Below are 19,328 nucleotides of genomic sequence, written 5' to 3'. Positions count from 1 at the left end.
TTCCATGGCCAAGACGTTCAAAAACCTGCCCCGCCCCGGCGATCCCAAGGCCACCAAGCCCACGTCGGAACGTGACTTTTTCGACCTTAGCGACGAGCGCGAGCCGGTAGAAAAGCCAGCTGAGAAACTAGAAAAGACAAGTAACACTGGTAACACTAGTAATGCGCGTAATACGCGTAATACTGGTAACACCGGTAATATTCCTGCGGTATTGGTTGCGGCGGCTGGGGTGGAGTCAGGGCCTGCCAGCCCGGCTGCTCTAGCCGATGGGGTGCGCCAAACGTTCGTGGTAAGCCGGGGGCACTTGGAGCAGCTGCGCGACTATGTTCACGCCCGCCGCACCCAGGGCGAGTACACCTACTCCCAGAAGCAGGCGCTGCAGGAGGCGTTGGATTTGCTCTTCGCCGGCGCCGCACCGGCCCCACCCCGCCCGGCGGAGGCCCGCGAGCAGGAGCAGCAGCGCCGGCAGCGGATTCAGCAGGGCCGGCGTTCCGAGGCCAGCGAGTAGCCGAACCCGTTGGCATTCTTTTGTCAAGATTTTACTCGTTAAGAATGGACACGTTGCCGGACTAAGCGACGCAGGGATAATGCGAAAGGACGAGCTGTAAGCGACGCGGCGCAGCGCAGGGCAGGTCAAGCAGCGGCGTTTTCGTTGGCGTCGCCCAGCGGCCCGTTTAACGCCTGGGGCGAGCGGTCGAGTGGGTCGCTGGTTTCGGACCCAGAGGCAGGGTGCCCGATTGGTGCAGGGCTTGCTATTCCTAAAAACCATCAAAGTCAGCAAGCTTCGGTAATTTCAGTAATCCCCTTAATACTGGTAATACTGGTAATACTGGTAATACTGGTAATACTGGTAATACCGGTAATACTGGTAATACCAGTATTACCGGTATTACCAGTATTACCAGTATTAATTAGGTGACGCAAGTTGCCATCGGCGCTGGACCAGGGAGCCGCGGGTTAACTGATTCTAGCCGTCTTGAGTCCTAGGACGGTCAGCAGCAGCCCGCCGGGGTTTTTATCGGCCCGGATTTTATCGGTCTTCAGCCGGTACATGAACTTGAACAACTCATTGAGCAGGTGCTCGTCGCCCAGGATGCGGCCGACCAGCTGGGCGTCTTTGATGCCCAGATCCTCCAGGTGTCGGCGGGCCATCACGACCCGGGCCTGCTCTGGGGACTCCTCGAAAGGAATCGGCAGCTGCTTGGGCTGCTGCCGGGTGACGTAGAAGCGGACCGCGTGAAAGGAGCGGCCCTGCTTGAGCAGGGTGTAGCCAATCTTGAGTTCCGTGTTCTCGTTGATTTGGCGAACGGCAATGTCGAGCACTTTGGCTTTCAGGTCGCTGATGCGCTGGAACTGCTCGGGCTCCTTGCCCTTGGCGTCCTTGAGCTTGAGCATGAGCTTGAACTCTTCCAGGTCGTAGGTCTTGGTCTCGCCGATGTCCTTCCACTGCGAGGCCAGCTGGTAGATGCGCTTGGCGTACTTACTGGAAATCTTCAGCGCCGAAAAGAGCTGAAACGAGGTGAAGTTGTTCTTGAGCTCGAACAGGTAGGGCCGGATGTCCTCCGAGAGGCGGATGCGCAGGAAGCCCTGGCCCTTGACGTACTCCACCTTCTGGAACATCCAGAGCTGTACGTAAGACTCGTCGTTCTCTACCTCGAACATGCGCGAGCCCATGGACTCGGTGGCTTCCTTGAGTTGCTTGTAGTGCCACTCCCGGCCCGTCATGGCCACGACCTCGTTCATGTGAATCTGGTACTCCTGGTTGGGCGCGTCCTCGCGCCGGAGCTTGGAGAGCAAAAAGAACAGCAGGTCCAACTGGCAGGCCGTGTAGTCGTAGCGGGCGGTGGTAATGGCGTTGTGCTGCCGGACTTGCAGGGCGTCAGTCGATTCCATAGGGTAGAGGTAGGTCACAAATATAGGGGCGCTGGCCTCAAAAACTACCCTTGTTTTTCAAGGACGTTTTTAACTGATAAAAAGTCGTAGTTCAGACGAGGTATGACTGATAAAAAGTCGTTTTTAACTGATAAAAAGTCGTTTTTAACTGATAAAAAGTCGTTTTTAACTGATAAAAAGTCGTTTTAAGTGCTCATAACACGCATTAAATCAATGCGTTCTGAGCCCTGCAAATAGACAAAGTGAAACAAATACACAAGTTGTTGACTCGCGCGAGAGGGAAAAAGCTTTTAGAAAAGGGGGAAAGACCAAAAAAGCAGCAAAAAGGAAGGCGCACAAAAAAGTACAACCGCAGAATGTGATTGCACTTTTTTTATACTTATTTATACTTTATCATTTATTTAATGCTCTGCTTGCTCAAGTCTTGGCTATCATGCCTAGCTGCCGGTATTTGGAGCACCAGCTGTCACAGCCTTCTGCCCGCTGAAACGTGACCTTGGGCTGTGGGGTGCATTCGTCCCCGTCTATCGACGACTTTTTATCAGTCATTCTGGGCTTGCGTGACCTTGCGCGGGTTCTGCTGGTCACCCGTAGCGTCCAAAGGGCGAAGTCGTGGGGCCTTCACTGATAAAAAGTCGTTTTTCACGGCTGGTTAATTCCGCTTCCCGATTGCAGACCCATGCAGGGCGGCCAATAGGGACCACTTAATTTACCAGCCTGACAATTCGGCAGGAAGTGGAGAGGATTCTTTCCGGCCCCAATAACCCGGGTTGGCGCTGCACCGCCACGCCCATGCCCACGACCGGGCAGGGAGCAGGGAAACAATAGGTTCAGCAAGGCAGGTGGACCGGAGTACCGCTCCCGGACGGTGGGCAGCAGCAACCCCAACGAGGGGAATCTGCTGAGGCCGACGACGCGCGTGCGCAACGCCAGCGAGTCGGTGAGCCTCCAGCAGCGCGACCAGCTGGAAGCCCAGGCGGTGAGGCGCTTCGGCGTAGGCGAGTTTGCAGGTCTGGTGGTGGAGAGCAGCCGCCCGGACTGCCGCTCCGAGCCGAGCAAGACCCGGAAAATTGCCCCGTTCCAGATGGCCGGCCCGGACGAGGTACGCCGGAGTTTCGGGGCCATCAAAGCGCAGGTGCGGGCCCTCGTCAGCGGTCCAGCCTGCCCCAGCCAAGAGCCCAAGCAGCCGGTGCTAGCCAGCCCAGCCGAGCAAAGGCCGACGAGCAAGTGGGGCTGCTATTGGGTAGCCATTCGAGAGCATAAAGGCGAGGAAGAAACCGGCCCGGGTAAATGGTAACTATCCATTCAGCCCAGGACTGATAAAACCTCCTACTTAAACTGACAATCCTATCTTTTCGACCGGAAACCAGTTAAAAGTAAACTTCTGCTTACTCCCTAAAAGCTAAGGTCAGGGCAGGCCAGTAGGTAAGGCAGCAGGGAGGCCGTTCCAGGTGAGCAGGTTTCTTCCTTCCCTCTTGTTCTACTAGCTTGGTCAGACGGAATCGGGCAACGGGGACAGTCAAATGGCGCGGGAGTACCCCTAACGTCGTCGTTGTGGAGAGAAGCGAGCAGGAACGCTATTCGCTGCGCTTTATACCGTTCCACTCTATGTTATGTAGTTGAAAATCAAACAAAAAAGCAGATAAAGCGAACTCGAAGCGAGTACATACGTATACAAATTCCTGACTATCAATAATAATTTGAGTTCAGACGCGAGTTCATGGATAAGACGATACGCGCCGACGAAGCAGCTTACGAAGGGTTCCGGCAACTCGCCAAGGAGTGCCAGCTGAGCAACCCCGAGCTGCTGGCTGCGATGGTGCAGTACTTCCGGGTGACCAAGGCCGACCCCCGGCAGCCCACTGGCCTGGACCTGACCAGCAGCCTGGCCAAAATTACGGCCAAGCTCGCGGACCTCGACAAGCGCACCATTGGATTTATCCGCGAGCAGGAGAAGACGTACCTGAAGCCCATTCTGGCCGAGGTGCAGGCCGTGCACAACTGGACCACCGGCCCGAACACCCTCACCGAGCCCCAGTTGCTAGACATGGAACACTGGCTGACGGTGATTATCCGCAAGGGCTTCAAGCCGGAGTACCGGAACCCCGCCGTAGCTAATGACCCGCTCCCATCTCCCAAGGGCTGGCCCGAATTGGAGCCGCTGCGGCAGCTGCTGCGCAAGCTCCTGATTCGGGAGCTGATCCCGGACCAATTCGTGCGGCCGGCCCAGGTGCCCGCGCCCGCTGCTGCTTCCCCATCGCCCCCTGCCACCCCCACGCTGCCCGCCCCATGATTGCCAAAATCCCCAGCTCCGGCGCGGGCCTGTCCCAGCGGTCGGGCAGCTGCGCGGGACTGGTCGCCTACTTGGAAAAGGAGGTACAAGGTGAGTGGTTCAGCCTCGAGAGCGAGGACGTGCCCGCCGCCGAAGTCACGCAGGCGCTTGACCGCAACAAGCGCAACCTGAACCGCGACGCCGACAAGTACTACCAGGTGATCCTCGCCCCGAGCCAAGCCGAACTGCGCCACATTGGCAGCGACCCGGAGAAGCTGCGCGCGTACACGCGGGCGGCGATGGAGCAGTATGCGGCCAACTTTGGGAAGGGGATCGAGGGGAAAGACCTGGTGTACTTCGCTAAGGTGGAGCATGAGCGCACCACCGGCCCGGCCGACCGGGCGGTGCAGGTAGGGGAGGTGAAGCGGGGCCAGGCCAAGGCGGGCGAGCAGACGCACATTCACATCTTGGTCAGCCGGACGGAAAACCTGGCCCGCTACACCGAGCGTAAGCAGGCCGGGGAGCTGGAGCGCAAGAATCCGTACCACCTGAGCCCGCTGACCAACCACAAGGACACGCAGCGCGGCGTCGTCACGGGCGGCTTCGCGCGCAAGCAGTACTCGGAACGGGTCGAGCAGGCCTTTGACCGGGTGTTCGGCTACGACCGGCCCCTGAGCGAAACCTTCCGGTACGCCTACACGATGCAGCATGGCACGACGGAAGAATGCGCGGTCCTACGGACCCAGGCCCTGCGCGAGCAGCACCAACGCCAGGCGGTGCAGGAAGCTGCCCAGCAAAAGCAGCCGCAACGCGGCGTGGCCCCAGCATCCCCAACGCCTGCGCCGGAGAAAGGCGTAACGCCGGCAGTAGAGCGCACCAACCCGAAACCGGAGCGCAGCCGAGGCATAGGAATGTAAACCGGAAAGCGGGGCAGGATAAACGGCCGTGATCAAAGTTTGGTACGGCTGTTACACGACCATTAGGGTAGCTAAAGGTTCGGTATGAGCCCTGACGTTTAACCGCAGCAACTCCCTTTTCCTTGCTCCTGAATGGGTGGGCAGGGCACCGACCCATACGAGCAGTACACGCAACAGTCGCCGGCCAGTGGTTTCAGGACCGTGTGGCAGCTGGTACACTCGTAGAAATATTGGCAAGCATCGGTCGGCATCTGTTCCGCTTGTGCGTGGCCACACGCCGGGCAAGTCAGGACGGAGGTGAGCAGGGGGGCTTTGGGTTCGAGCGTGAGCATAGAGCAGTTACTTTGAGATAAGCACCCGGTAGCCAGTGCCGTTAATGGCTTGCGCAACCTGCGCGGCGGGGCTTTTGGCCGCGTCAAAGCGGACCTGCGCCGTGCCTTGGTCGTAGGAGACGGTCACGGCCTGCACGCCCGGCAACCGCTGCACCGCGTACTCGACGTGTTTGGCGCAGGCCTCGCAGGTCAGGCCCCCGATGCGGTAGTTCGCCGTTTGCCAGACCAGCGCGGCCCCATTCGTGGCCACCGACGTAGGCGCGGCCGGTGTGGGGTAAAACTTAGCTCCGTAGTAGGGAAAGGCCAGCAGCAGCGCCGCCGGCCCCGTAACCCCCGCCAGGAAGCTCTTGGACTGCACAAATGTGGGTTTCGCGTCCACCGCGCAGCCGCAGGCATCAGCGGCCGGTGCGGGTTTGAGCTGCTGATACCAGGCAAAGCCCAGTGCGCCCACGGTCAGCGCCACCGAGTAGGGCCGCAGGGGTTCAAGCCAAGCAAAGGCCGAGGCCACGCCGCCCAGGCCCCCCAAGACCGCCAGCAGCGGCGTGATGCAGCATAGCGACGAGGCTAGCGCCGCCACTAAGCCGGCCCCGAGCAGGTGTTTGTTGGAAGGACCGTGGCTGTTGCAGAACTCCTCGACGAGCACTCCAGCAGTGTCGTTCTCGAAAGGAAACATCCTAAAAGGGGGTTGGAGCATGCTTTCTGTTGGCGGAATCGCACGTGCAATAGGTGCTGAAGGCGAAATCCAGAGTTCTGCAACAGCCACGACCGTTTTCGTGAACTATTAGGCCAATTAAGCAGCGAACTCCGAGAGGCCCGAGCTGAAATGCAACGCGTCCGGCCCGACCTTCCTGAGCTCTTCTTTTAGCGCCTCGGAAACGAACACGCAGTCGTTACCAAAACGATACATGTCCAAGCCTGCGCCCGTGTGGGCGAGGATTGCGTCGGCATCGACGGACCGATGAACGGTGAGTTCGAGGTAGTGGTCCCACACCAGGTGGCGCACGCCATCGGTCACGGTGACTGGGCGAAGGTCGACCTGCCCGGGAAGTTTCCGCAGCACGGTCTCGTACTTCTTATCAAACAAGAAATAATCGGCGTTGGTCAGCACCTCGGCCGGCTCGTCGTATTGCATGACGCGAAAGGCTGCTGGGCCGGTTCGCCACAGCAGCAAGCCGGTGTTGACTTGCGACGTTAAATGCCAAAGGGCCATAGTAAAGGAAGTTGCCTGAGCAAAGTAACTATCCTGAGGACCGTGGCTGTTGCAGAACTCCCTAAACGGGTATTCACCACCTGTTTATTGGGTCATCAATTGCTCGAACAAGCCCCGAATGCCCCGTTCTGTTGCTCGGCGATGCGTGCACTTGGGCAGTTCTGCAACAGCCACGACCGTTTTCTTGAACATTAATACAGCTCATGGTCAGTATCTTCACCCTTTCACCTTTTCCCTGGCTATGAAACCCAACCCCATTTTCCTGCTTGGCATGACGCTATTGGCCCTAGGTGGTCCTGCTTACGCCCAAACAACGCCAACGCCTGTACCTACCCCCCCGGGCAAAGGCGTCCCTCACCCCAAAAGGGCCGCTGCGCCAACGCGCAAGGCGTCGATGTCGGCCGTGAAAATGGACACCGCGGCCTTTCGTCGCTCCGGACGCCCCGCTGACGCCATCCGAACCAGGGTCCGGGAACTCCCCCCGTTTGCTCCATCGAAAAAGAAAAACTAAAGGAGGAGGTCGTTCGAACATCCGCTCCTTTTGCTATACGGACCGTTTCCAGCGCTTGCCAAGCATTGCTGGCACAAACCACGGCTCACCCAGCAAGCTCCTAGTTCACTTTCTGGTACTTGAGTCCCGGGCCATCGCACGCCTGCCACGTGCTCACCAGGGTCTCGTCGGCTTGGAAGGCCAGGGTCTCGGTCAACGCGCTGGCCGTGCACGAGCCGATCAGGGGACTGGCCGCGGCGTAGGTCAGCACGGCGTACCGGCCGTCGGGCAGGTCCTGCACCGAAAACGTTCCGCGGGCCTCGACGCGTTGATCGGCTTGCCGGCGCGATTTCAGGAAAGTGCCATCGGCCCGGAAGACGTACGTTTCCTGCCAGGGCAGGTCCGTCCCGGTCTTGCGGTAGCCCGGGATTTGCCCCGTCAGTTCCACCAGCTGCCACGTTTGGGGGTAGGGCGCCGGGGCCGCCTCGGGGGCCGGGGCCGCCTCGGGGGCCGGGCTGGCGTTGTGGCACGCGACCGCTGCGGCCAGCACCAGCAAGAACAGGAGGGACTTCTTCATCGCAAGCAAGGTACGGGTTCCGAAGGATGACCGGCCACGCAACGGAAAGGTTGCGCGGGCTCCTGGCCACCACACGCACCGTGCTTTGCCTAGCGGTTCAGAAAATGTTCGTTTTGCTTGTCGGACCCTTTGGTTGAACATTCGTATTCATTCCTGGCGGAGGAGGGAAAGACGCCCGTTCAACCGCCATTGCCAGTCGCTATTTCGGTGCGTTTGCCTCTTGGCTGCGGCTTGCCGATGTCTGCGCTCCAGGGCCTCTGGGAAATGGGAGAGGGGACGAATTACCGGCCGCGTGCCGATGGCCTGTACGAGGCAGGCACACTCGGCGGGCGTTTGTTTTACCGAGGCCACCACGGACCCGCCCCGTAGCACCGCCAGGTCGCACGGGTCCTCACGCTGCACGAGGGTCCCGTCGTAGGTACTGCCTTGAAAGGGCGCGAGTGCGTGCAGCTTCTATAGGGCATGAGGAACAAAAGGCCAGTGTAAGGTAAGGTTCAGCTGTTCAACTGCCTAATCGGGATGGCCCGATTTATCGGACGGCGAGTGCCGGGTACTACAGGGGCAAGCGGCCAAGCAACTGCCGTGAGCGGCCCACCCAGGTTTTGACCGTCCCCAAGGGCACGTTCAGGCGCTCGGCGGCCTCTTGCTGGGTGTGGCCTTGCAGGTAAAGCAGGTCCATGACGTGCCGGTATTCGGGGCGCAGGCCGCGCAACAGGTCCGCCACGCCGATGTCTTCGGGCCGAAAGCCGGGGGTGCCCAGAGCCAGGGCCCGGGCGTCGTCCAAACTGTGGGTGCGGGCCGCGAGCCGGTAGCGGGCGGTGCGCACGTGGTCGATGGCCGTGTTGCAGCAAATTTTGGCCGCCCAAGTGAACAGCCGCCCCTGGTTGGGATCATACAAAGCCAGGGCGCGCCAAATCTTGACCATGCTTTCCTGTAGCACATCCTGAGCCGCGTGTGGGTCGCGCACGATGCGCCGCACCGCCGCCGACAAAGCCACGTGGTAGTGCTGATAAAACACACCCAGGGCGCGCTCATCGCCGGCCTGCAGGCGGCGCACCAGTTCTTCTTCAGAGGGGAGCATTTGGGGGGGATAGGGAATAAACCCAACCTACGGCCTTTCGCCCCTGGCACCGGGCAGCCCACGGCCAACGGCGCCTTATGCTGGCCCAATGCCGGCTATGGCCAAGTGAATGCTCCTTTGCCTCAACTACCGTGGCTGTTGCAGAACCCTTGGTGGTGCTAAAATCATGGGAGATGGCGGCATCCGGGAGTAAATAAGCCTCTGAAACGGCCGTTCTTGCGGTGCGTTCGGTGCAATTACGTGGGGCGCTAGCTCGGTCACGGGTTCTGCAACAGCCACTACCGTTTTCCTGAACGGGCGATCTAGGGGGTCGCTTCGGCCGGGGGACACACCCAGTGCGAAAGGCGGTCGCCCCGGCGAACGGTGAGCGCGCGGGCGTGGGCCGGTTTGCGGATCAGGTCGCCGGGGCGAAGGTACTGGTTCAGGTCCTGCTCGTCCGCCGGGGCCGCGGCGGGCGCGGGGACGAAGGCGCGGAAGTCGTAGGAGGGGCGGCGCCGGCCGTCGAGGAAGAACCCGTGCGCGTGCCGGCTCTGCCAGTGCCCGCTGACGCGGCCCGTGACGGCTGTCTCGTAGCCGACGGCGCGGCAGGCGAAGCCGGCCCGGAGCGCGGAGGGCAAGGCCAGGTAGAGCAGCAGGGCCGCGGCCCCGAGCAGCAGGATGCGGGTCGATGACATGGCGGCAAGGTACGGCGTGGTTGGGGGTAGCACTCAGACCCTTTTGCTGAACTATCTCATCAGCCAGTGCTATAAGCTCGGAGTGCTTGGAAGTCAACCGGCTAACCGGTGGCAAGCGGCCAATCGGGTTGTAGCTTGCCTGCCCGTAGCCCGACTTCCACTTTAATTACTTCCACTTCCGCAAAGGGCTGGCGGTGTGGCCCTGTTTCCATGCGCTACCTTCTTTTGCTGGCCTTGCTGTGGCTGGCGGCCGCGCCTGCCGTGCAGGCTCAGACTACGCCCGCCCACCGCTATTGGGAAGCGGACGGCGACTCGCTGCGCCGCGTGCTCGATACCCAACGCGCCGATACTGCCCGCTTGCGCACGCTGCTGCATATGTCCGCCGTGGGGGGCTTCCGGTCAGCAGGCGACTTGGACACCTTGTCTCAGGAACGCATCCGGCTGCTGCGCCGCTTGAAGCGGCCCGAGGCCCGCGCCTTCGAACTATCCTACGCCGACTTACAGCTGTCCAAGACCAAAGCGGACCCCGCCGTTGAACTCACGCGTGCCCGGGCGACTATTGAGGCGTTCGACAGTGTGAGCTGGCCCATACTTGGTTTGCTGTCGCGTGTCGGTCGGCTGTTTTTAGAACTCAATCAGCCAGAGGAGCGGATTGCCTATTTTCAAGCCAAAGTAGCCCGGTACGAGGCCCGCGGGGCGCGGGAGAATCTGGCCACTTCTTACCATCTGCTGGGGGCGCCTTTTGTGCAGCGGGGCGACTACAACCAAGCCATCGGCCATTACCTGCGCTCGGCCGACCTCTACCGCACCTTCCGCCGAACGGCCCAGGTAAACGAGCTGAAAGTAGTCGGGGCGCAGTACGCGGAGTGGGGCAACCCGGCCAAGGCCTTGGTCTACCTGCAGCAGTCGCTGGCCGTGGGCGCGACCCTGCCGGCGCGCACTGGTGCCGATTTTGATGCGTACACCTACCGCAATATGGCCCAGGCTTATCGGCAACTAGGCAATTACCCCGCCGCCCTGCGCCACGCGGACCTGGCCCTGGCGGGCAACCCCGCCGATACCACCCGCCGCTATGCGTTCCAGGTTCCGATTGACCAGGCATACGGGCTCGTGACCAAGAGCGCGGTGCTGCTGGACCTGCGCCGCGCTGCCGACGTCGCCCCCCTGCTGGCGCGGGCCCAGCAATTGGCTGACTCCCTAAAAATCCCCCTTGATACTCCTAACGGCTACTTTGAGTTTGACGCGACCTGGGCCCGCTACTACGCCGCCCAGGACCAGCCCGCTCGCGCGGAACAAGCCTGGCTCACGGCCTACCGCAAGGCCCGCGAGCTGAAGATTGTACCGCTGCGCCTGGCTTACCTACGCGCACTGGCTGATTTCTACGCCCAGCGCGGGCAACCAGAACCCGCGGGCCGTTATGCCCGCCTGGGCCTGAGTCTTGCCGACTCGCTGCGCACCCAGCAGGGCGCCTTCCAGGTAGCCGGCTACGAGGCGGAGCGCGCCGAGCAGGTCCAGCAGCAGCGCATAGCGGCCCTGCGCCTGGCGCAAGTGCAGGACGCGGCCCGCGCCCGGCGCCAGCGCCTGTTGTTCTTCTCCACCTTGGCCGTACTGGCCCTGCTGGCCGGCCTTGGCTTCGTACTCTGGCGCGCCAACCGTCAAAAGCAGCACGCCAACGAGCAGCTTAGCCAGCTCAATGAGGCCATCACGCGCCAGAAGCATGACCTGCAGAGCCAGCGCGACCAGCTCGACATGTCCCTGACCGAGTTGCGCGCCACCCAGGCCCAGCTAATCCAGAAGGAGAAGATGGCCAGCCTGGGGGAGCTGACGGCCGGCATTGCCCACGAGATTCAAAACCCGTTGAACTTCGTCAACAACTTCTCGGAAGTCAGCGCCGAGCTGGTAGCGGAGCTCCAAGCGGCACTGGCCGTCAGTGATACTGCCGAGGCCGCGGAATTGGCGGGCGACGTTGCCCAAAACCTGGGCAAAATCACCGAGCACGGCAAACGGGCGGCGGCCATCGTCAAGGGCATGCTCGAGCACAGCCGCGCCAGCACCGGCGAGCGCGCCCCGACGGACCTCAATGCCCTGGCCGATGAGTACCTGCGCCTGGCCTACCAGGGCCTGCGCGCCAAAGACAAGACATTCAATGCGACGCTGACCACCGATTTTGCGCCGGATTTGCCGCTCGCCGACGTGGTGGGGGCGGACGTGGGGCGGGTGCTGCTCAACCTGTTCAGCAACGCCTTCTACGCCGTACGACAACGCCAGCAGATGGGCGAGTCGGACTACGTGCCGACCGTCCACGTGCTAACCAAGCAGCTGGGTCAGCAGGTTGAAATCCGGGTAAAGGATAACGGTACGGGCATGAGCGAAGCCGTGCAGGGCAAGATATTCCAGCCCTTCTTCACCACCAAACCCACGGGCGAAGGCACGGGCCTGGGTCTCTCGCTCAGCCACGACATTATTGCCCAAGGCCATGGCGGCACGCTGAGCGTTGAGAGCCAGCAAGGAGAGGGGACCACCTTCTCCGTGGCGTTGCCCCTGAACGGCGCAGCCCATTAGCCAGTAACCTGAACGCTCCTTTCTTTGACCGGACGTTTAGTTAAGGAAATGCACGGCGTATTGCTGCTCAATCTGGGCAATTTCTTCCGGCGTCAACAGCGCAAACTCTTTTTCGCGGGCCCGTTTCGAGAGGATGCCCTGGTTCTGCTCCAGAAAACGAATCAAGGTGGCCACCAGCTTGTCGGGCATCTGGAACCGCTCGTCCAGCCACGCTTTTAGCGCATCGTACTGCTGCAGGTAGGCTACCTCCTGGGGAATGGTCTTCTCCAGGGTGTACGCCACGCAGTCAAACAGGAATTCGGCCGGGGCGGTGGCGTCAAAGTAGCGGTAGTAGTCGCTCGTGTCCGCCAGTACCTCCACGTTGTGGTCGGCCGTCTTCCGCCAGGGAATGAACTCGAGCACCGGGTGCGAATAGCTCTCCAGTACCTGCCGGTACGCGGGCAGGTGCTCCAAGATGGCGGCCGAGACCGGAAAGATGATGCCCGGGGGAGTGAACCCGAGCCGGGCCAGCAGGTGGTGGATCAGGTAGCGATGCACCCGCCCGTTGCCGTCGACGAAAGGGTGGACGAAGACAAAACCAAACGCGATGGCGGCGGCGCTGAGCACCGGGGGGAAGCCCGCGGTTTCCAGGTGGTCCGCCGCGTCGAGCAACCCGCTCATCAAGCTCTCCAGGTCCTGCCAGCGGGCCGAGACGTGGTCCGGAATCGGGTCGCCCGTCTGGCGGTCGTGTTCGCCGACAAAGCCGCCCTCGGTGCGGTAGCCCAGGCGGACGAAGCGGCTGTTTTCAATCACCAGCTGCTGCAGGCGCAGCAGTTCCTCCCGGCTCAGCGGGTGCTGCCCGGCCTGGCCAATGGCGCGACCCCAGCGCAGGGCCCGGGTGGGCAGCGGCTGTTCGCCTTCGATGGTGAACGAGGCCTTGGAGTCTTTCAGCAGCAGAAAGGCCGACGTGCGGACCAGCACGTCGGCGTGCAGCCCGCGCAGCACGTGCTGGGCCCGGCCCGCCAGGTCGCGGGCCAGGTACTGCTCCAGCGTCGTGGTTTTGTGCACCAACGGGCAGAAGCCCGCCACGCCCGGCAGGTTGTTGCGTAAGCGTTGCCGGGGCACGGCCGAGGCCGTCGCCGCGGCGTACTGCAGTTGCTCGTTGACCACCGGCACGTAATTGCCCTGCCTCAGGTCGGGCAGGTCCAGGCGCCGGGCCAGCAACCATTCGTAGAGGAACCACACCGTCCGGGCGTAGCGGCTCTGCGGGGCGTGCCGCACCCACTCCTCCAGGGTGGCGGCCGGCAGTTGCGCGAATAGCTTTTTGAAAAAGAGCAGGTCCAGTCCTTCGTATTTAAGAGCAAAAACCAGGTGGGCCCAGAGGGTGTCGGCGGGCTGGTGGCGCGGCGTGAAGACGCGCCACCCGGCCACGCGATACTGCCGGCGCTTGGCGCTGATCAGGGCCAGGTCGCGGGGCAGCGGGACGGCCACCTGCAGGGCCTCGATCAAGGCCCCGTAGCCCACCAGGATACCCGGCTCAGGCGCCGTGCGGCCGTGAAAAACAGTTACGGGTCGTGAAAAAGACGTCGGTGTCATCAAAGTAGGTGAAAAACGCTTACAAAGATGCACCCGGCAGGGCCATGACACGCGGTGGGGGTCAAGCAGGGGTGCCGTTGGTGCCCGGACCGGCGGGACTTAGGACTCCTCGGTCTCCGTTGAGGGCGGCGGCGCGGTTTGCGCGTACAGGGCCTCCAAGCGGACCACTGGCACGGGCCGGTTCGCGAGGGCCATGGAGGCGTGCACCGAGCGGACGACCATGGCCTTGACCACGGCGGGGTTCTGCAGCTGAGGGTAGCGGTCGCGGAGTTTCATGGCCGGTCGGGGAAATGCGAAGATACGGGCCCCGTTCCCGTGCCACGCCGCTTGTCCGGCAAAAGCACATTCTCCGCACAATATGCGGAGAATAGCCTGCCTAATCTCCGCACCGCAAGCGGCTCAGGAAGCAGAGCCGGTCACCGGGCTGGGCAAGGGCTGGGCGTGCAGGGCCACGCCGCGGTGGTGCAAGTACTTGTAGAACGTGGCTTTGCAGATGCGCAGGCTCCGGGCCATGTCGTCGACGCTGAGTTCTCGGGCCTTGTAGAGCAGCTCCGCCGCACGGGCCGTGCGCTGGGCTTCTTCCGAGAGACCCGGCTGGCGCCCGCCGACGCGTCCCCGGGCACGGGCGGCGGCCAACCCGGCCAGGGTGCGCTCGCGGATGAGCTCGCGCTCGAATTCCGCGAGCGAGGCGAACAGGTTGAGCACGAGCCGCCCCTGGGCCGAGTGGGTGTTGATGGCGTCGGTCAGCGAGATCAAGCCGATGTCCCGGCGCTGCAGCTCGGCCACCAGGTCGAGCAGGTGCTTGAGCGAGCGGCCCAACCGGTCGAGCTTGTAGATGTAGACCGTGTCGCCCGGACGCACCTGCAAGAGGAGCTTGTCGAGTTCGACCCGGGCGGCGAGCGCACCGGAGGCTTTCTCTTGGTAGATGAGCTCGCACCCGGCTTGGGTCAGGGCATCGAGTTGGAGCGCTAAATTCTGGTCGCGGGTGGAAACGCGGGCGTAGCCAATCTTCATAAGTCGAGTTTAAGAAACTCATCTCCTAACGCAGTTTCGTAAACTTTGATTGGTAGACGAGTTTCTTAAACTCGACAAGGGCAACAGAGCCTTGTCCAAGGACTTCCCGGAACGTGCAGACCTTGTAGTTTAGCAGTTCATTGAAACGAGCATTCAGGTATACACCTTATTCAGTACGTATGGGCTGCGGATTACCCTTCCGTCGCCAGACGATGGGGCGGTCGTGGCCGCCGTTATTTCCATTGGTTATCGGCCGCTATTTGCACGAGCCGGCGGTGGAACAGGGCGGGTTCTTCCCAGCTGGGCGCATGGCCGCTGTGCACAAACTCAACCCACTGCTTTTTGGGAGCTTTGAGCCCCGCAAAGTACTGGCGGGCGAGTCCCGGTTCGGTGTTGTGGTCGTATTTGCCGACGAAAAAGTACACCGGCAGCTTAAACACGGCGTGCTGCATCAGCGTTGTTTTCCCGCCATTTAAGTACGGGAAGAGCGGGGGCAGGGTGCGCATCACCGGCGCCATCCAGTTCCGCGCCGGGTAATCTTGGTAGAGCTGCTCGGGGTCGGGCAAGTCCGGTACTTCGGGGCTGGAAGTGTATTTACCCGTCACCGCCAGGAAGGCAAACAGGTCCTTGGCGCCCCCGCTGAACCCCTTCGCTTCCGACAGGGGAATGCGGGCCAGCGCGTGCAAGGTGGCCGTGTCGTGCCGCAAGGCGGCCTGCTGCCGGACGTGTGTGCGGGTGAGCAGCGCCGACTGGCCGAAGTCGACGAGTTGGCCCATGCCGATGTACGCGGCGTAGTCCTGGGGGTACCGTTGCACCAATCCAACCCCCACGAAACTGCCCCAACTGTGGCCGACGACGAAAATTTTCCGCTGGTGGAACGTCTGCTGTAAAAAGCGCGTGACCTGGTGCGCGTCCTCGATGTAGAGGTCCGGGGTCAACGTAACGGTCGTATCGGTCTGCGACTTGCCGCAATTGCGCTGGTCCCAGGAAACGAAAATAAAGTCGTTGGCCAGGTCGTGGTTGTATTTGCGGTTCATCGGCGTCGCCGGCCACGCCGGTCCCCCGTGAATGAAGAGCAGCACCGGTTTGGTTTTGGAGGCGCCCTTGATTTCCAGGTACTGCTTCACCCCGTTGACGGGCAATAAAAAAGCCGTGTCGACGGCTAATGGGTGGGCTGGACGGGTCGCCCCTTGTGCCCGTGCCTCCTGACCAGGAGCAAGTGCAACGCAGCACAGTAAGAGGGAAAGCAGGTATCGCATGGTGGAATGTAGGCGGTTAACGAGGGGCTCCCTGGGCAGCGGGTGCCGCGCAGGGGAAGCAAGCTACAGCCGTTGCGGGCGAATCGCCCATCCCGTCAAAGCAAGGCGTTGGCAGGGCTAAAATCGCAGCCACAGTCCCCTGCCATCCAATTGCGGTTCAACCCTTCGCTGTTCACTGAAACGGTGGTGCCTTAAACGCGCGCTGTTCAGTTGAAGGAGCGTTTATTAGAGGCACTTGAAGTAAGAATGACTCTCGTTTATGACCTATTCCATCAAGGACTTCACGATTCTCTCGACTGGGAATGACGGCGGACACCATTACCTCTACACGTACATTGACCACCACGGGCAGCGGCGAAAATTGGTGGTCTTTTTTGCGGATAAAGCCGATGAGAGGAAAATGCGAACGGCGACCAAAGTAACCGTTACCGGGACCTTAACCGATGAAGGCCCGCAGCATTCGCTGCATTTGTCGGAAGCAGTGCTCCTCGCGTGGGAGTAAGCGCAAATGGTCGGAACCCTGTCCGTTCTTCCAAAGGAGCGTTATACCTCAACCGTGCTGTCAGTTGAGAAGCTTAACATTTTTTCAGGAAATAATAGGCTGCTGCTGTGCCGACCGCTTACTTTTAGCAACAGTAACTACTTCCTAGCGACTGAACTTCCCGCTTTTTTACGCACTTCTCGCATGACCGGAACCCTTACCCATTACGCCTTGGCCGCTGGCCTGCTGGCCCTGACGGCAACTTCACCCGCCCTGGCTCAAAGCAAAGTCAAAACCAGCGCTGGCAAGCAAAAAGTAGCAACTTCTCCAACAGGAGGTAGCGGCCTATCGCGGGCCGACCTGGATACATCGGTGCCGCCTTGCGAAAACTTTTACCAGTACGCCAACGGCGGCTGGCTGAAGAAAAACCCTATTCCCGCCGCCGAAACATCTTGGGGCACGGGCGCCGAGTTGGCGCAGCGCAACCGCGCGCTGGTGCACCGCATTCTGGACAACGCCGCGGCCAACCACTCCGCTCACCCGGGCTCCAACCTGCAGAAAGTGGGCGACTTTTACGGCTCGGCCATGGACACGGCCGCCATCGAGGCCGCCGGCCTCCAGTACCTGCAGCCCCACCTGGCCCGGATCGCGGCGGTGCAGGACCTGGCCGGGATGCAGCGCCTGCTGGCCGACCCGAAAACCCACGTGGGCAACTCCTGGTACGGCTACGGCGTGGGGCCTGACGCGAAACAGAGTGACGTGTATGCCGTGTATGCCGAGCAGAACGGCCTGACGCTGCCCGATCGCGACTACTACCTGAAGGACGATCCCCGTTCCAAAGCCATTCGGGCCGCCTACCAGGCCTATCTAGTCAACACGTTTAAGCTACTGGGCGACAGTCCTGCTACGGCCGCGCAAAACGCGGCCACCGTGCAGCGCCTCGAAACCCGGCTGGCGCAAGCCAGCCGCACGGCGGTGGCCCTCCGCGACCCCCAAAAAAATTACAATAAGCTGACGGTGGCGCAAGCCCATCAGGACTACCCCAACCTGAACCTGCCGCTGGTACTACAGCAAAACGGCCTAGGGGCTGCCCAGACTATTGTTGTGGGCCAGCCCGAGTTTTTCAAAGAAGTAAACGCCATGCTGGGGACCGAGCCGCTGGCCGACCAGAAAACGTACCTGCGCTGGCACCTGGTAACGCGCGCCACGCCGGCCCTACCCCAGGCGTTTGGCGCGGAAGCCTTTCGTTTTGCGCAAACCCTCACCGGGGCCCGCCAGCAGGAACCGCGCTGGCGGCGCAGCTTGGCGGCCACCGACGCGTCGCTCGGCGAAGCCTTTGGCCAGCTGTATGTAGATGAGGCGTTTTCGCCGGCCGCGAAAGTGCGGGCCAAGCAGCTGGTCGAAAACCTGCGCCAGGCGTATGCCGAGCGCATCCGGGCCACCGACTGGATGAGCCCGGAAACCAAGGCACAGGCCTTGAAAAAGCTCACCGCCATTGCGGTAAAAATTGGCTACCCCGACCAGTGGAAAGACTACTCGACGCTTAACATAAGCCGCGAAAGCTACCTCAACAACTTGTTTGCCGCCAGCGAATTTTCGGACAAGGACAACTACCGGCACTTTGGCAAGCCCATTGACCGCACGGAGTGGGGCATGACGCCGCCCACGGTGAACGCCTACTACAACCCGCTTTACAACGAGATTGTGTTCCCGGCCGGCATCCTGCAACCGCCCTTTTTCGACCCCCGGGCGGACGATGCCGTGAACTACGGCGCCACCGCCGTGGTGATTGGCCACGAAATCACGCACGGCTTCGACGACCAGGGCCGGCAATACGACGCCCAAGGCAACTTGCACGACTGGTGGACCAAGGAAGACAACGAGAAGTTCAACGCCAAAGCGGCCGTGGTGGGTAAACAGTACGACGCGTTCACGCCGCTCGATTCGGTACACATCAATGGCAAGCTGACGATGGGCGAGAACCTGGCCGATATCGGGGGCCTGACCATTGCCTACCAGGCTTTTCAGAAAACCCAGCAGGCCAAAGAAGGCAAGCTGATTGACGGCTTCACGCCCAACCAACGCTTCTTCCTGGCCTTCGCCCTCCGCTTCAGGAGAAATCAACGCGCGGAGGATATCCGCAAACAAATTCAGACCGACCCGCACTCGCCCTCGCAGTACCGGGTGCTGGGCGCGCTCATGAATATGCCCGAGTTCTACGAGGCGTTTGGCTGCAAAGACGGCAATAAAATGGTCCGCTCCGCCGCCGACCGCTCGCGCATCTGGTAAGCCGCCCGGCGTGCTATGCCAAAAAAGGCCCCTTCCCCAATTGCAGGAAGGGGCCTTTTGCTTAAGATTCAAGTTCAGTCAACTTGAGTTCAAGAAAAGGGTCGTGGCTGTTGCCGAACTCACGGCCAGGCCTTGAGCATCGGTTGGACGAGCTCGAATCAGCCCAAAAAGAGCACTTCATGGACCTTCTTCTCTGCTTGACGTCCGATTCGTTCGCTTTTCAGGCCGTCACTCGGAGTTCTGCAACAGCCACGGTCCGAATCGCAAAAGGAGGGCTAAAACTGCGCCTGGAAATAGGGCCAGGTGAAATAGAGCACCGCCCCTTGCAGCAGGGTCAGCCCCAGGGTCACGCCCCAGAAGGTGGCTTTGCGGTTTTTATGGCGCAGCAACAACATCGCCGCCCACGCGCCGGGCGCTGCGCCCGGCAGCGTGGCCAGGTGCAGTGTCTGTTCGGCGATGCGCCGCTGGTTCCGGTGGGCTTTCTGTTTATCCCAGGCGAAGAGCAAGAAGCACAGCAGATTAAAAAACAACAGGCAACTCCAGAGTGTGGTCATGGTGCGGGAGGCGGGCGAAGAGTGCACCAGCAGCGCTGCAAGTTATTCAGCTGCTTAGCAGCGTTCACTCGAACGGTGAATACTTTCGCCCCCGCGGCCTTTTTGCCCGCCGCTCCATGAAGGACCTCGCCGACATCCTCGCCACCCG

The 19,328-nt window shown here is 61.4% G+C and carries 19 protein-coding genes; 7 read left to right on the top strand and 12 right to left on the bottom strand.

Annotated features, from left to right (window positions below; all coding sequences use genetic code 11):
* Nucleotides 1–4 precede the first annotated feature (4 nt).
* Entirely contained in the window at nucleotides 5–508 is a 504-nt protein-coding gene (locus LJ738_RS19245) for a hypothetical protein (RefSeq protein ID WP_227787976.1), read from the top strand.
* A 449-nt stretch (nucleotides 509–957) separates the two neighbouring features.
* Here LJ738_RS19245 and LJ738_RS19240 read toward each other — a convergent pair whose 3' ends face one another.
* Complete coding sequence (locus tag LJ738_RS19240) at nucleotides 958–1,893, bottom strand: replication initiation protein (protein ID WP_227787975.1); 936 nt, start codon at nucleotides 1,891–1,893, stop codon at nucleotides 958–960.
* 919 nt (nucleotides 1,894–2,812) lie between these two features.
* Here LJ738_RS19240 and LJ738_RS19235 point away from each other — a divergent pair.
* The 3 genes from LJ738_RS19235 to LJ738_RS19225 all read left to right on the top strand — a co-directional run bounded on the left by LJ738_RS19235 (nucleotide 2,813) and on the right by LJ738_RS19225 (nucleotide 5,082).
* Nucleotides 2,813–3,190: a hypothetical protein gene (locus tag LJ738_RS19235; protein WP_227787974.1), complete on the top strand. Its 378-nt coding sequence runs from the start codon at nucleotides 2,813–2,815 to the stop codon at nucleotides 3,188–3,190.
* A 423-nt stretch (nucleotides 3,191–3,613) separates the two neighbouring features.
* Nucleotides 3,614–4,186: a BfmA/BtgA family mobilization protein gene (locus LJ738_RS19230; protein WP_227787973.1), complete on the top strand. Its 573-nt coding sequence runs from the start codon at nucleotides 3,614–3,616 to the stop codon at nucleotides 4,184–4,186.
* On the top strand, nucleotides 4,183–5,082 hold the full coding sequence (locus LJ738_RS19225; protein WP_227787972.1) for a DUF5712 family protein: 900 nt from the start codon (nucleotides 4,183–4,185) through the stop codon (nucleotides 5,080–5,082). The genes LJ738_RS19230 and LJ738_RS19225 overlap by 4 nt, the downstream gene beginning before the upstream one ends.
* 98 nt (nucleotides 5,083–5,180) lie before the next feature.
* Here the strand turns inward: LJ738_RS19225 and LJ738_RS19220 are convergent, their stop codons facing one another.
* The 6 genes from LJ738_RS19220 to LJ738_RS19195 form a co-directional block, all read right to left on the bottom strand.
* A complete protein-coding gene (locus LJ738_RS19220) occupies nucleotides 5,181–5,414 on the bottom strand; it encodes a GDCCVxC domain-containing (seleno)protein (protein WP_227787971.1) in 234 nt (77 codons plus the stop codon).
* A gap of 7 nt (nucleotides 5,415–5,421) precedes the next feature.
* Nucleotides 5,422–6,087: a mercuric transport protein MerTP gene (gene merTP, locus LJ738_RS19215; RefSeq protein WP_227787970.1), complete on the bottom strand. Its 666-nt coding sequence runs from the start codon at nucleotides 6,085–6,087 to the stop codon at nucleotides 5,422–5,424.
* Nucleotides 6,088–6,204: 117 nt separating this feature from the next.
* Entirely contained in the window at nucleotides 6,205–6,624 is a 420-nt protein-coding gene (locus tag LJ738_RS19210; RefSeq protein ID WP_227787969.1) for a hypothetical protein, read from the bottom strand.
* A gap of 611 nt (nucleotides 6,625–7,235) precedes the next feature.
* Complete coding sequence (locus LJ738_RS19205) at nucleotides 7,236–7,691, bottom strand: FimB/Mfa2 family fimbrial subunit (RefSeq protein WP_227787968.1); 456 nt, start codon at nucleotides 7,689–7,691, stop codon at nucleotides 7,236–7,238.
* A gap of 553 nt (nucleotides 7,692–8,244) precedes the next feature.
* A complete protein-coding gene (locus tag LJ738_RS19200) occupies nucleotides 8,245–8,772 on the bottom strand; it encodes an RNA polymerase sigma factor (RefSeq protein WP_227787967.1) in 528 nt (175 codons plus the stop codon).
* 302 nt (nucleotides 8,773–9,074) lie between these two features.
* Nucleotides 9,075–9,446 carry a hypothetical protein gene (locus tag LJ738_RS19195; RefSeq protein ID WP_227787966.1) on the bottom strand — a complete coding sequence of 124 codons (372 nt, stop codon included), beginning with the start codon at nucleotides 9,444–9,446 and terminating at the stop codon, nucleotides 9,075–9,077.
* A gap of 210 nt (nucleotides 9,447–9,656) precedes the next feature.
* Here LJ738_RS19195 and LJ738_RS19190 point away from each other — a divergent pair, with 210 nt between their 5' ends.
* On the top strand, nucleotides 9,657–12,008 hold the full coding sequence (locus LJ738_RS19190) for a tetratricopeptide repeat-containing sensor histidine kinase (protein WP_227787965.1): 2,352 nt from the start codon (nucleotides 9,657–9,659) through the stop codon (nucleotides 12,006–12,008).
* 36 nt (nucleotides 12,009–12,044) lie between these two features.
* Here the strand turns inward: LJ738_RS19190 and LJ738_RS19185 are convergent, their stop codons facing one another.
* The 4 genes from LJ738_RS19185 to LJ738_RS19170 all read right to left on the bottom strand — a co-directional run bounded on the left by LJ738_RS19185 (nucleotide 12,045) and on the right by LJ738_RS19170 (nucleotide 15,739).
* On the bottom strand, nucleotides 12,045–13,583 hold the full coding sequence (locus LJ738_RS19185) for a Fic family protein (RefSeq protein ID WP_227787964.1): 1,539 nt from the start codon (nucleotides 13,581–13,583) through the stop codon (nucleotides 12,045–12,047).
* A gap of 99 nt (nucleotides 13,584–13,682) precedes the next feature.
* Nucleotides 13,683–13,859, bottom strand: a complete 177-nt coding sequence (locus tag LJ738_RS19180; RefSeq protein WP_227787963.1) for a hypothetical protein — start codon at nucleotides 13,857–13,859, stop codon at nucleotides 13,683–13,685.
* A 123-nt stretch (nucleotides 13,860–13,982) separates the two neighbouring features.
* Complete coding sequence (locus tag LJ738_RS19175; RefSeq protein ID WP_227787962.1) at nucleotides 13,983–14,597, bottom strand: recombinase family protein; 615 nt, start codon at nucleotides 14,595–14,597, stop codon at nucleotides 13,983–13,985.
* A 233-nt stretch (nucleotides 14,598–14,830) separates the two neighbouring features.
* Entirely contained in the window at nucleotides 14,831–15,739 is a 909-nt protein-coding gene (locus LJ738_RS19170; protein WP_227787961.1) for an alpha/beta fold hydrolase, read from the bottom strand.
* A 376-nt stretch (nucleotides 15,740–16,115) separates the two neighbouring features.
* On the opposite strand from LJ738_RS19170, the gene LJ738_RS19165 reads away from it, so the two are divergent.
* A complete protein-coding gene (locus LJ738_RS19165; RefSeq protein WP_227787960.1) occupies nucleotides 16,116–16,358 on the top strand; it encodes a hypothetical protein in 243 nt (80 codons plus the stop codon).
* A 183-nt stretch (nucleotides 16,359–16,541) separates the two neighbouring features.
* On the top strand, nucleotides 16,542–18,626 hold the full coding sequence (locus LJ738_RS19160) for a M13 family metallopeptidase (protein WP_227787959.1): 2,085 nt from the start codon (nucleotides 16,542–16,544) through the stop codon (nucleotides 18,624–18,626).
* Between the two features lie 275 nt (nucleotides 18,627–18,901).
* Here LJ738_RS19160 and LJ738_RS19155 read toward each other — a convergent pair whose 3' ends face one another.
* Nucleotides 18,902–19,207, bottom strand: a complete 306-nt coding sequence (locus tag LJ738_RS19155; RefSeq protein ID WP_227787958.1) for a DUF1294 domain-containing protein — start codon at nucleotides 19,205–19,207, stop codon at nucleotides 18,902–18,904.
* Nucleotides 19,208–19,328 lie beyond the last annotated feature (121 nt).

Origin of the sequence: Hymenobacter plasmatis (genome assembly GCF_020711255.1) — a bacterium.
In the GTDB taxonomy this organism is placed as follows: Bacteria; Bacteroidota; Bacteroidia; order Cytophagales; family Hymenobacteraceae; genus Hymenobacter.
Note: the sequence above shows the minus strand (reverse complement) of the source record. Positions and strands in the feature narration are given on the sequence as shown.